The organism is Sorangium sp. So ce693 (genome assembly GCF_051521375.1).
GTDB lineage: Bacteria > Myxococcota_A > Polyangia > Polyangiales > Polyangiaceae > Sorangium > Sorangium atrum.
This window is the reverse complement of the sequence record NZ_CP150347.1, coordinates 1,834,861-1,847,469: the sequence shown is the minus strand read 5'-3', so window position 1 is coordinate 1,847,469 and position 12,609 is coordinate 1,834,861. Positions and strand designations below refer to the sequence as shown.

The 12,609-nt window shown below is 70.6% G+C and carries 9 protein-coding genes; 5 read left to right on the top strand and 4 right to left on the bottom strand.

The features are described from left to right. Positions 1 to 261: 261 nt before the first annotated feature. On the bottom strand, positions 262 to 435 hold the full coding sequence (locus tag WMF14_RS06970) for an MYXO-CTERM sorting domain-containing protein (RefSeq protein ID WP_437804155.1): 174 nt from the start codon (positions 433 to 435) through the stop codon (positions 262 to 264). 1,226 nt (positions 436 to 1,661) lie between these two features. Between WMF14_RS06970 and WMF14_RS06965 the strand changes: the two genes are divergently transcribed. Then, the gene (locus tag WMF14_RS06965) at positions 1,662 to 3,263 is read left to right on the top strand and encodes a PAS domain-containing protein (protein ID WP_437799437.1); all 1,602 of its coding nucleotides are present in this window, start codon (positions 1,662 to 1,664) and stop codon (positions 3,261 to 3,263) included. Between the two features lie 233 nt (positions 3,264 to 3,496). Here the strand turns inward: WMF14_RS06965 and WMF14_RS06960 are convergent, their stop codons facing one another. Beyond that, the gene (locus WMF14_RS06960) at positions 3,497 to 4,090 is read right to left on the bottom strand and encodes a hypothetical protein (protein WP_437799435.1); all 594 of its coding nucleotides are present in this window, start codon (positions 4,088 to 4,090) and stop codon (positions 3,497 to 3,499) included. 14 nt (positions 4,091 to 4,104) lie between these two features. Next, on the bottom strand, positions 4,105 to 5,544 hold the full coding sequence (locus tag WMF14_RS06955) for a PQQ-dependent sugar dehydrogenase (RefSeq protein ID WP_437799433.1): 1,440 nt from the start codon (positions 5,542 to 5,544) through the stop codon (positions 4,105 to 4,107). Between the two features lie 657 nt (positions 5,545 to 6,201). Here WMF14_RS06955 and WMF14_RS06950 point away from each other — a divergent pair. From WMF14_RS06950 to WMF14_RS06935, 4 genes are all read left to right on the top strand, one after another. Then, positions 6,202 to 7,590 (top strand): MFS transporter, encoded by a 1,389-nt coding sequence (locus tag WMF14_RS06950; protein ID WP_437799431.1) that lies wholly within the window; start codon positions 6,202 to 6,204, stop codon positions 7,588 to 7,590. A gap of 80 nt (positions 7,591 to 7,670) precedes the next feature. Continuing rightward, complete coding sequence (locus tag WMF14_RS06945) at positions 7,671 to 8,447, top strand: YoaK family protein (RefSeq protein ID WP_437799429.1); 777 nt, start codon at positions 7,671 to 7,673, stop codon at positions 8,445 to 8,447. Beyond that, on the top strand, positions 8,444 to 9,673 hold the full coding sequence (locus WMF14_RS06940) for an MFS transporter (RefSeq protein WP_437799427.1): 1,230 nt from the start codon (positions 8,444 to 8,446) through the stop codon (positions 9,671 to 9,673). Before WMF14_RS06945 ends, WMF14_RS06940 begins: the two co-directional genes overlap by 4 nt. A gap of 302 nt (positions 9,674 to 9,975) precedes the next feature. Next, on the top strand, positions 9,976 to 10,929 hold the full coding sequence (locus tag WMF14_RS06935) for a hypothetical protein (RefSeq protein WP_437799425.1): 954 nt from the start codon (positions 9,976 to 9,978) through the stop codon (positions 10,927 to 10,929). A 35-nt stretch (positions 10,930 to 10,964) separates the two neighbouring features. On the opposite strand, the gene WMF14_RS06930 is transcribed toward WMF14_RS06935, so the two are convergent. Further along, positions 10,965 to 12,593, bottom strand: a complete 1,629-nt coding sequence (locus WMF14_RS06930) for a CHASE3 domain-containing protein (protein ID WP_437799423.1) — start codon at positions 12,591 to 12,593, stop codon at positions 10,965 to 10,967. Between the last annotated feature and the right edge of the window lie 16 nt (positions 12,594 to 12,609).

The window sequence follows — 12,609 nt, the reverse complement described above, 5'->3', positions numbered from 1 at the left end:
GGGGCCAAGCTTAGTCGCGCGCGGGGGGAATGGTATCGACATCCACCACGACCGCACCCCGGCGCCCGCTTCTCCTGATGCGCCGCGCGAGCGGAGCCCTGCCATTGGCCGGGCCCGATCTCGGCCGCGCAGGGGCGGATCGGCGTGACGTCCCCGGTCGGGCCTCGTCCTCCGGCTTTGCGCTGAGTGGATCGTCAGCCGCCGGTGGTCGCGCCGCTCGCCTCGAACCGGACACGCTCAGCCCCCGCACGCCTCGGCGATTCAACTCGCACCTGCCTTTCGCGCACGCCGCTGCGCCACGACCGCGCCCAGCGCGACCAGGGCGGCGACCGCGCCCGCCGGGGAGCTGGGCCCCGATTCGACCCGGCAGGCGCGCCCGCCCTCGTCCTCGCTGGCGTTGTCCGCAGGGGCGGCGCCAGCGTCGCCCGTGGCCATGGCGCCGGACGAAAACACTGTCGCACCACAGAGCGATGGTGCCATGATGAGGACCTTGCGTTGGATCGATATTGTGCTCATGACCATTCTTCGACCTCGCCGCTCTCCCGGAGCTTCGTCAGGTGTCGCCAGACAGCTGGTCTCGGAGGTGATCTCGTCGATGAACCGCTTCACGGTGGCGGCGGACAGGTCACCCGTGCCGTGGGCCTGGCAGCCAATGGCGTCGATGGAGGCGCCCGCCTCCTTGGGCCGGCGCGCATGTCACGCCGTGGTTACCTCGAAGGAAGCAACGTTCACCGAGCCCCCTAAAGGCTGCGTGGCGTGATTGAAGATGCCGGAGCGATAGCCCAGGAAGTATTGCCAATCCTTGTTCATGTTGAGCGTGTTGCCCAGGCTGGTGAATCGGGTGCCGTCCGTGCTCTAGGAGAATCGCGCTTGCGCGCCGCCCATGTCTGTGCGGACGTTGGCCTCCACGCGTGGCCAGATCGTGTTGCCGGCTCCCCCGGAGCCCGGTGCACCCATCAAGAGCACGTTGTGCCTCTCCGCGGCGGCGATGTTGGGGCCGCCTTCTCCCGGTCGCGTGGCAGCTCGGACTCGCCAGGTCGTTGATCGGAGCGGGCGCGTCGTCGGCCCGCCGCGCTCCCAGGGGTTGGCGGTCCCTGGGTCGTGCCAAATCCATGGCGAAGCGGCTCGTGACGACGCGGTTCGGCCTACGGGGATCTCCGCGTCTATCGCACTCTGACGCCTCGTCTTCGTGGCCTGCTACTGTCGACGCGCCCTTGCTCGCCCGTTCGGTGCCGGCGTCAGGCCGAGCAGCCGACCGATCGCCTCGTGAACGACCCGGGCCCCCACCTCATCCCCGAGGGCCCTCGATCCCCGTCACGATGTGCCCGAGGCCGCGGCCGCCTCTGCGAAGGGGCCGAGATGGAACGTGCAGAGTCCACCTCGTAAACCGGATCGCTCGGCGCTCGAAGGAGCTCAGCGAAGAGGCAAGGAATGGAGGGTGGATCACGCAGCGTGTGGGTGCATGGGCGGGCAATGCCAGGACGGCTGCCGGTGTGCCACGGCACGTGGTCGTCCAGGAGGCGGCGCGTCGGCGGCCGCGATCGTACGGCGGTTCAAGGCTCGAGCCACGCCGAGCTCGGCGGAAGCTCCGCTGTCTGCGGACGCGCCATGGGGTCACCGAGGCCAACACCGTAAGGAGATCTTGCTCTACGCTGCTCCCGATGCCTAGCGACGCTCCTGTCGATCTCTACTCGCTCGCCTTCACCTGCAGCGTCGATCCGCTGCTCTTGCTCGACGAAAGCGGCCGGATCCTGGCGCTGAACCCCGCCGCCGAGCGCCTGTCCTCCACGCCCGGGGCGACGGCGCGCGGAGCGCCCGTCGATGAGGCGCTTCGGCCCGATCCGCCCCTCGGCGCGCTGCTCGAGCAGGTGCTCCGCGATCGCGCCCCGCGCGCCCTGCCGCCCGACTTCACCCTCCACCTCGCGAACGAGCGCGTCGTCCTCGCCGAGGGGAGCCTCAGCCCGCTCGTCGACCCCGCGGGCGCGTGCGCCGGGGTGCTCCTCGCGCTGCGCGGCGTGACCGAGCAGCGCCGGGCCGAGCTGGCGGCGCGCGATCGAGGAGCGCGCATCAACGACGCCATCGAGGCGCTCGACGTCGGCTTCGTCATCTACGATGCCGAGGATCGGCTCCGCTTCTTCAACACGGCGTACAAGTCGCTCTACCCCGAATGCGCCGCCGCCATGCAGATAGGCAATACGTTCGAAGACGTCGTCCGCGAGGGCTGCCGGAACGGGATTCACCTCCACAGCGGCCTCAGCGAAGACGAGTGGGTCGCCGCTCGCCTCGCGGAGCATCGCAGCCCCGGGGACGTCTACATGCGGCGGTTCGGGGACCGCTGGATCGCCCTCAAGAGCGGCCGCCTCGCCGACGGCAGCTTCGTCGGCCTGCGGATCGACACCACCGCGCTCAAGGAGGCAGAGCTCGCCCTCGAGCGCGAGCGGCAGTTCATCCGCCTCGTGCTCGACACCATCCCGATCGTCGTCACGGTCAAGGATCGGGACGGCAAGATGAAGCTCGTCAGCAAGAGCTATGCTGAGCTGTACGACACCACGGTGGACGCCGCGGTGGGCAAGACCGTTACCGATCTGCCGCGCTCCCACGCCGAGCTCTCCGTCATCGGCGAGATGGACCGGGAGGTGCTCTCGCGCATGCAGCCGGTCTCGAGGGTTCACCCCGTCACGCGCCCGAACAGCAAGACGCGGTGGATGTCCGTCGTCAAGGTGCCTCTCGTCGAGCAGGACGGCACGGCGCACATCCTCGCCATTGGAACGGACATCACGGCGCAGCGGGAGCACGAGGAGCACATGACCGCCACCATCGCCGAGCTCGAGCGGCAGAAGCAGGCCATCGCCGCTCAGCTCGCGGTCATCCAGCGCCAGCAGGCGCTCATCCGCGCCCTGTCCACGCCCATCCTCCAGGTCGCCGAGGGCGTGCTCGCCGTGCCCCTCATCGGCGCGCTCGACGACACCCGCGCTTCCGACGTCACCAGCAAGCTCCTCGACGAGGTCGTGCGCACTGGCGCTCGCTTCGCCATCATCGACGTCACCGGCATCGAGAGCGTCGACGCCGCGACGGCCGACCACCTCGTCCGCATCGTCCGCGCGATCCGCCTGCTCGGCGCGAGCGGCGTCCTCACCGGCATCGGGCCCGCCGTCGCCCAATCCATGTGCGGCATCGGGGTCGACCTCTCCGGCGTCACCACGCACGGCAATCTGCGCGCCGGGATCGAGGTCTGTCTCCGCTCGCTGCCCGCACGGCGCTGAGCGCCGCCGGCGCCTCCCCTCCTCCGCGGAGGCGACGAGGAACGCCGTGCAGCTCCTGCGCGGCGAACGACCCGGCTCACCACCCTCGATCTCCGCCACGAGGCAAGCACGTGTGCACCGGCGCGCGACCCGGGTGCTCTACATGCACCGTGCTAGAATTCTGCCGTCAGGTCGGGGTCGATGACCACCGTCGAGCCCGTCGGCGCGGTCCGCTTGGCCCTGAACCTGTGCCCTCAGACCCGCTCGCCGTAGAGAATCGAGACCGCCGCCATCTCCAGCATCAGCTCCTTGAGGATGAGCTGGTCGGTGGACTTCTCGGCCTCGACATCGAAGGCGAGGTCGCGCAGCTCGTGATGGGCAAGGGCGAGACCCAGCTGCTCGGCAATGGCGAAGGCGCCCATGGCGTCGAGATTGAGCATGAGAAGGTGGTGGAGCTCCTTCCAGTTGCCCTTGGCGCCCCCAGCGATCCCCTCGACGGCGTCGAGCGCCCTGCGCGCCACGTCCATCACGACGCCCGCGAGGCCTCGCGTCCCCTCCGCCGCCTCGCGGCCGATCGTGCGGGGAAGGCGGTGGGCCACCTCCTCGTGCCTCCGCGCGCGGTCGAGGATCTCCGAGAGGAACTGGCGGATGTTGGGCTCTTCCACCTTGGGGACGGCGATCTCCAGGGCGTTGCGGAAGGCCGTCTGCGCCGTGATGACATGGGCGAGCCACCTGGCCGCACGATCGAGGTGCGCGCCCCAGGTCTCACCGTGGAGATTCAGGAGGTAGGGGCCTTCGAGCGCCGCAGGTCCGGCGCCCTCGGGATCGGCCGCTTCGATTCCATCCATCCTATTTCCCTTCCTCACCGCCTGGTCACGCGCCAGATCACGCCCGTATGGGCGTAGGCGACCACGTAGCTGCGGTTTGCCGTGTTGTTGCCGAAGTCGAGCACATAAAGGCTCTTGCCATCCGGGCTGAACGCGCAATCCACGGGCCGCTCGATTCCACCGCTGCCCGGCGTGCCGGAAGCGGGACCGGGAGCTCGGTTTCGCAGGAAGGGCTCACCGGCGCCGGCCGCGATGTCGCAGCGGACGACCTGGAAGCCCCGGCCCAGCGCAGCCTCGCGGTTGGTGTTGAGCGGCGCATAGGTGCCGAACTGGCAGACGAACGCATGGCCGCGGAAGCCGAACGCGTCCGAGCGGCTGAAGGTGAGCTTGCCGAGCGCCGTGTGCGGCGGGAACAGGAAGACGGCGGGGCCGGCCCAAGGCGGCGGGTTTTCAAGAAAGGGCTCGGCCGCTTTACCCCGGATCGGCCGGTGGAGATCGTGCCAGACGGGGAGGCCGTCGCCGCAGAGGTCCGGATAGCCGAACCACTCGGGCTCCTTGACCTCGCCGGGCGGCACCCGAGCGTTCTTGATCCGCCAGATGCGGTCCGGGTCCTCGCCGATGGAGCGCTCGCCCTTCTCCTCGAAGTCGTTGTCGGTGGCGTAGAGGTGGCCGTCTTCCCCGAAGGCAAGTCCAAAGGGGTTGCGGATGCCCCAGGCGAGGAGCTCGAGCTCGCTCCCGTCGGGCCGCGAGCGCCAGACGGCCGAATTGCACTTGAGCTCGCCCTTGACGACCTGGCCCCTCGTCACGGGCGTGCCGAAGGGCTGGAAGGGTCCGGTTTCGGCATAGTAGGGGAACGGCAGGCGTGGATCGCGCGCCCATACGGTATTGCCGGTGAGCGTGACGTCCTGGCCCGGCACGTCGTGCGCGTGGGGGTGCTTGGCGAGGTCCACGGTGAAGCCCTCGGGCACCACGACGCCCTGCAAGCCCACGGAGCCCTGGCCGAAATACATCATCCCGTCATGCGGCCCGAAGACCGGCCCCCCGGGCTCGTGCCAGCCGCCCGAGGGGATCCCGTCCACGAGGACGATACGCTCCCTGGTCCGCAGGTCATGGCGCGTGACCCGCATGTTGTAGCCGCCCTTGAGCGAGACGTAGAGATAGCCGCCCCGGACCGCCATACCGCGGGGACCGCCCAGGTCCTCCACCGCGAAGACCTCCGGGGCCCGTCCCGGGGCCATGCGCCAGATACGCGGTGTCATATAAGGTCGGGTGGGCCAGGTGCTGCCGCCTTCGGCGAAGAAGAGCGTGCCGTCCTCGTCGAAGCAGAGCGCACAGGGGAAGGATAACCCCGCCACGACGGGCTCGACCTCGTAGCCCTCCGGGACCCAGGCATCCGCGGCATCCACGCGGCGGCGCACGGGCGTGGGCAGGACCTTCAGCGCGTCCATCGAGACGCGCGTCATCTGCGGCTGCATGGATTCCCCCCTTCGCGTCCGGCCCCCTCCGACGGGGTCGGCTGAACGAACGTGGCGCATCCAAGACGGCCGTCGAGGGGAATCGGCCCTCTCCACGCGTCCGATGAGCATCGGTTATGGATGTACAGGTTTGCCCGAAGAGCATTGAGCCGGACGGACAGCTGGAGGTCCCAGGACACGGAGCCGCAGCCTCCCGAGCTGGGGGCTCGCCAGACCATCAGCGCATCGAGCTGCCCGGGGAGCGGATAGGCGCTTCAAGCGCCTTCCAGAAAGCCACCCATTTTTGGCTCACCCAATCGAGCTTGCACGACGCCACGCCCGCCCAGTTTGCCCAGCGCGCCGCAAGGGAGCATCCACGCTCAACAGGTCCGGTGACCTCTCGCGCCCCGTCGGGAGAGCCCGCCCGCGCGCGCGGCGCAGCGTATGCATCGTGGGTGCATGGGCAGCGCTCCCGGCGCTGAAGGGGGAAATCATGACAACGAGGGGGCCCGAAGATCGCGAATGGTCCGCAGAGCGGGACGAGACCGTCTCGAGCCGCACGGCATCCGTGCTCCGGCGGTGACCGACCCTCCGAGCGAACCCCTCCCGCGGACGCGCTCCGCACGCCGGATCGGCGATGGGCTGCTGCGACAGCTCGGAGGGCGAGCGCAGGCCAGGGTGATCGTCCTGATGGCGCTGGTGCTGTCGCTCGACAGCGCCGACGCCGGCGCGATCGGGGGCATGGCCACGCCGCTGCAGGGGTCGCTCGGCATCGACAGCACCAAGCTCGGCCTGTTGTTCACGGTCGAGTCCGTCGTCGCCGCCGCCGGCACCATCGTGTTCGGCTGGCTGGTCGATCGCAGGGCGCGGACGCGGCTCCTGGCGCTGACGATCGTGCTGTGGGGCGTGGCGATGGTCGCCTGCGGCGCCGCGACCTCCTACGCCGGCCTCCTCGCCGCGCAGGTCGCGCTCGGCGCCGTCATCGCGGCCGCGCAGCCCGCCGTCGCGTCCCTCGTCGGCGACTACTCTCCACCCGATCTGCGCGGTCGGGTGTTCGGCTTCATCCTCTCGGGCGAGCTGATCGGCACGGCGATCGGCGTCATCGCCGCGGGACTGTTGGCCGAGATCTCGTGGCGCCTCGGCTTCTGGGCCCTCGCGCTGCCGACGCCCCTTCTGGCGTGGGCCATCCATCGCCTCCCCGAGCCGGCGCGCGGCGGCGCGAGCTGGCTCCAGCCAGGCCAGGAACGCATCGAAGCGCGTCCGGGCGCGGCGGCGTCACGCGACGAGGGGCCGTGGCCCCGTCCGGCGCAGAGCGTCGGCGCCAGGGCGCGCGCCGCCGGCGTCGAGCCGCGCGAGCGCCTCGTCCGCGACGTCGACCCGCGCAAGCGGTCGTTTGTCTGGGGGCTCGGCTACGTGCTCCGCATCCCGACCAACCTGGTCCTGATCATCAGCTCCGCGCTCGGCTACTACTTCTTCGGCGGGCTGCGCATCTTCTCCATCGAGCTCCTGACCGGCCGCTACCACCTCAGCCACCAGGCGGCCCTCGGCGTCGCCGCGATCGTGGGATCCGGCGCGGTCCTCGGCGTCTACGCCGGCGGCAAGGGCGTCGATGGGCTGCTCGCCCGCGGGCACGACACGGCGCGCATCTGGGTGGCCTCGTGCGCGTACCTGGCGAGCGCGGCGCTGTTCCTCCTCGGCCTGCTCTCCGTCGCGCTCGCCACCGCGCTGATCCTGTACTTCCTCGCCGCGTTCGCGCTCGCGGCCGCCAACCCTCCGCTCGACGCGGCGCGGCTCGACATCGTGCCCTCGCACCTGTGGGGTCGCGCGGAGGGCGTCCGGATGACGGTACGCAAAGCGGCGGAGGCCGCCGCGCCGGTGGTCTTCGGGTACGTCGCCGAGGACGTCTTCGGCGGCGGCCCGTCACCCCTGCGCGCGACCTTCTCCGTCATGCTCATCTCGCTGTGCGGAAGCGGGCTCATCAGCCTGATCGCGCTCCGAACGTACCGCCGCGACGCCGCCAGCGCCGACGCGCTCACCGAGCGAGCGCGCGGGCGTGGTCGCCGCTGAGCCCCGGGCGCGACGATCGCGCGGTGTCACGGCGCCATCCGTGGCGCAGCGGTTGCAAAAATTGCAAATCGCGCGGCGGCGTGGGCAGGCCGGTGAACGTGATCGAGGCGAGGTTCGGCGTGGCTGCCGCGCTCGCCTTCGTGTCCGGGGCCGTCGACGTGATCGGCTGGCTGTCGCTCGATCACCTCTACACGGCGCACATGACGGGCAACAGCGCCGCGCTCGGCCAGGCCATCGCCCGCGGAGATACGCGCGCGATCGTGACGCGCGGGCTCCCGGCCGTGGTCTTCATGGCGGGCGTGGTGGGCGGCGCCACGCTCGCCGAGGCCTGCATCCATCGCGGCGTGCGCGCCGCGGTCGCGCCGGGCCTCGCGCTCACCGCGGCCCTGCTCGTGGGCTTCCTCGCCGGGGTGAGCGTGACCGCGCACGCGGGGCCGGTCCCGCTCGAGCCGGCCTGGGCCTTCGATCTGCAGGCGTCGCTCGTCAGCCTGGCGATGGGGGTGCAGACGGCCACGTTCCGCCGCATCGACGGCGTGACGGTGCGCACCACGTACATCACCGGCATGCTCACCAACTTCGCCGAAGAGCTGGCCCAGCTGCTCGCCAGGCCTCGCGATGCCCCCGTCGATATGCGCTCGACGGCGCGACACCTCGTGGCCACGGGGCTGATCTGGCCGAGCTTCGTGGCGGGCGCCGCCGCGAGCGCGCTCGCGTACGCGCGCTGGCGCGCGCACGCGCTGGCGATGCCGGTCCTGCTGCTCGTCTCGCTGGTGGTGATCGACCTCGCGTGGCCCATCGGCGGGCCCAGCGGGACGGCCGCGTGGCGCCGGGAGCAGCGGCGCCGGAGCGGCGAGTGAAGCGGCCGGCGCGGGCGCGGCTCTCGAGCGCGGAGCGACGCCTCCTCCTTCTCCTCGGCGCCCCCGGCCTGGGGCTGTCGCTGTCCCTCACGGTCATCTCCACGTACCTCCCCGTGCTCGCGCGCGGGTTCACGGGATCGCGCGCCGGCATCGGCGCGCTCGTCGGCGGCGAGGGGCTCGTCGCCTTGCTCGTCCCCCTCTGGATCGGCGGCTTCTCCGATCGCGTCCACACCCGGTTCGGCCGCCGTGTCCCGTTCCTGATGGCGACAGCGCCCGTCGCGGCGGTCGCCCTCGCGCTCATCCCGCTCGCGCGCTCGCTCCCCGTCATGGCCGTGGAGGTGTCGTTCTTCTACGCCGCCTATTTCACCTACCTCGCGCCCTACCGCGCGCTCTACGCCGATCTCGTCCCCGTGGACCTGAGCGGCCGCGCGCAGGGGATCCAGGGCATCTTCAGCCAGGTGGGCCTCGGCTCCGCGCTCGTCGGCGGGGGGCTGCTCCTCGAGCTCTGGCGGCCGCTGCCGTACCTCGTCGCGGCCGCCGCCTTGCTCCTCGGGACCGTGCTGCTCGTGCTCGGGCTGCGCGGGACCGCGGGGCCGCCCGCGGTCCCCCAGCATGGCTCCCGCTCGCCCGCCGCGGAGGTCTGGGCGCTGCTCCGTGACCACCGGGCCATCCGCGCTCTCATGATCGCCAACGCGCTCCTCTCGCTCACGCTCGGCGGCTTGAAGGCCTTCGTCGTGCTCTGGCTGACCGAGGGGCTCGGCAAGAGCATGAAGTTCATCGCCGGCGCGATGACCGTCGTCGCCGTGGGGGCCCTCATCGGCACGCTCGTGAGCGGCCACCTCGCGGACCGGCACGGCGCGGCGCGCGTCCTCGCGCGCACGCTCGTCGTCTTCGGGCTCGGGCTGGCCCTCCCCGCCTTCTCCAGCTCCACGATCCTCCTCGGCGCGGAGCTCCCGCTCATCGCCTTCTGCGGCGGGGCAGCGAGCACCCTGCCCTACGCGATCCTCATGCAGCGGATGCCCGCTCGAAGCCACGGCGCCGCGGCGGGCCTCTTCGACGTGAGCGGCGGCATCGGGACGCTCCTTGGGCCCGCGCTCACCGGCGCGGCCATCGATCTCCTGCGTCCGCTCTTCGCCTCCACCAAGGGGTACGCCGCGATGTGGCTCGTGCTCAGCGCGTCGACGCTCGCGAGCGTCGCGATGCTGCGGCGCGCGCGGAGCGGCTGACGCCCGGGCGTCGCGCACGCGCACGAGGAGCCGGATCTCGAGCATCGCCCGGCGCTACCTCACGGGCCGCACGCTCGGGCGCTCCGCCGGGCTCGGAACGAGGCGCGAGGACATGAGTCGCCGCCTTGAACGATCCTCCTGCTGCCGGGCACTCCTTCGGAACTCGCTCCAACCTGATGGAGCACAAGCGCCATCCGATGAAGGCGGAGACCATGGACGCGAACAGGAGAAGAGGCCACATGGATACGACCCACGGCGATGCGGCGATGAGAGCGCTTCGCCGCCGAACCAATGCTGCTGCAATGTTCTGGCCTGCGGTGATGGCGCTCCTCTTCTTGCCGGCCGCCTGCAGCGACGAGGCAAACGACCCGGAGGACAGCCGCGATCTCGGCGAGATCCCGGCCACGATGACGCCGGTGTTCCTGAGCGAGGACGAGGCCCGTGAGGAGATCAGTCGCCGAGACGAGTTCGTCTCGGCCTTGAGCGCGTTCGATCTGGAGAGCAGGACGGGCGCTCCGCGGCCCGTCGCGGTCGAGGACTACCTGGGCGTCGTGCAGGAGCACGTCCTCGCGTTCTCCGAGGCCGAGAAGGAGAACGTCGGCGAACAGGTGAACGCCGTCCTCGACCGGATGGCGGAGCGCGGCCTGCGTCCCCCGGCGAATCCCCCGGAGGTCCGCTTCGTCCGCACGGATGGCGAGGAAGAAGGAGCGTCGGCCGCCTACACACGGAGCGGAACGGTATTCCTTTGCGATCTGTTCTTCAGCCTGGATCCCGACCTTCAGATCCATACCGTGGCGCACGAGCTGTTTCATATCTGGAGCCGCGCGAACCCCGACGTCGTCCGCTGGCCGGCGCATGAGGCGCTCGGCTTTTCCCGCGCCCAGGGCCTGACCCTTCCGCCGGGCCTGGCGGACAGGAAAATCACGAACCCTGATGATCCGCTCCTCGAGGAGGTCATCCGCGTTTCATTCGATGGCGCGCCGGTGGACGTGGCCCTCGCCACCATCGCGCGCTCGGACTACGAAGGTGGATCGTTCTTCGACTACCTGGAGCTGTGGCTGGTGGAGCCCGAGAGCGGCGCGCTTCACTCCCTCGACTCCGCGGAAGGTCTGTTCGAGCAGCTCGGGACGACGACCGAGTACATCCTCTCCGCCGAAGAGATCTCCGCGGAGCACTTCGCCATCGGTCTCCTCCAGGACGTGGAGATCCGCGATCCTGAGCTCATCGAGGCGGTCCTACTGCCGTTCGAGCCGTGACGTGGGAGAGGCGGCGCCCGCTGCTGTACGTTCCTCTAGAATGGGACGAAGTCCTGATCGCCCGCGGCGCGCGGCGCGCGCCCGTTGCTCGATGCGCCGCCGCTCGGGGGGCCCTTCTGCGGCGGCCTCCACAGCGCCTTGTCGCCGCGCCGGTCCGGTAGACGCCCCGGCGCCGCAGGCCTGTGGCCCGGGTCGCCGTCGCTCTCCTGCGCGAGGCGGAACGACGCCATCACGTTCTGGAGCTGCTCTGCCTGCGCCGAGAGCTCGGCCGCCGTGCTGGCGAGCTCCTCGGAGATCGCCGCGTTGCGCTGCGTGGCCTGCTCTATCAGCTCCACCGCACCGCTGATCTGGGTCACGCCGTTCGACTGCTCCCTGGATGCCATGGCGACGCCCTGCACCAGCTCCGCGGTCTCCCGGATCGACGGGACGAGCTCCGCGATGAGCTGTCCCGAGCGCTCCGCGACGACGATGCTCGACGCGGCGAACGAGCCGATCTCCTTCGCCGCATCCCGGCTTCGCTCGGCCAGCCGCCGCACCTCCGTGGCGACCACGGCGAAGCCCCTGCCGTGCTCGCCCGCGCGAGCCGCCTCGATCGCGGCGTTCAAGGCGAGCAGGTTCGTCTGGTACGCGATCTCCTCGATGATCACGATCCGCTGGGTGATCGACTTCATCGCCTCGACCGTCTCCCGGACCGCCTGACCGCTCTGCTCCGCGTCCCTCGTCCTCCGGTGCGCCGTCTCCTCGACCTGCTTGCAGTTGGCGGCGTTCTTCGCGATCGTGCCGCTCAGCTGCTGCAGGCTGGTCATCGTCTCTTCCACGGACGCCGCCTGCTCGCTGGTGCCCTGCGACAGGCTCTGCGCCGTCGCCGAGAGCTGCACCGAGACCGAGGAGACCGAGACCGCGCCGCTCCGGACTTCGCCGATGAGGCCCGCCAGGCGCTCCGACATGGCCTTCACGGCGCCGAGCATCTGGCCGAACTCGTCGGAGCTCTTCACCGTGACGTGGCCCGTGAAGTCGCCCCCGGCGATGCGCTGGTGGATCGACACCGCCTGGGTGAGCGGCAAGAGGATCATCCTGCTGAAGACGACGGCGAGCACGGCGGCGACGACGATCGCGAGCAGACCTCCTATCTGCAGCGTCACGTACATCGTCTTGATGAGCGCGTTCGTCGCCGCCTGCCGCTGGCCGAGGAGGGAGGTCTCCTCGTCGTCGATCTCCTTGAGCGCCGCGCGCATCTGGTCCATGAGGATCTTTCCGCGCCCCTTCCTGACCTCCTCGACGGCGCGATCCGCCGGCGCCCTCGCCTCGTCCGCGCTGCGGCGCTGCTGGATGATCGGCTCCAGCACGGAGGAGAGCCACTCGTCGTGGAGCTTGCCGATCTTCTCGAGGCGCGCCTGCTGGCGCGGGTTGTCCCTGGTGAGCTCCCGGGCACGGCTCAGGCTTTGCTCGATCCGGTCGCGCCCGCCGCGGTACGGCTCCAGGAACGCTTCCACCCCGGTGATGACGAAGCCGCGCTCTCCTGTCTCGGTGTCGAGCAGCGACTTCATGATCTCGCTCGTCGTGAGCATCACCTCGTACGTGTGCTGGTCCCATGAGCGGGCCTCGTCGAGCTCCGAGAACCTCTTGTAGGCCGTGCCCGCCAGTCCGAGGACGAGGACGACCATGGCGGCGAATCCGAGG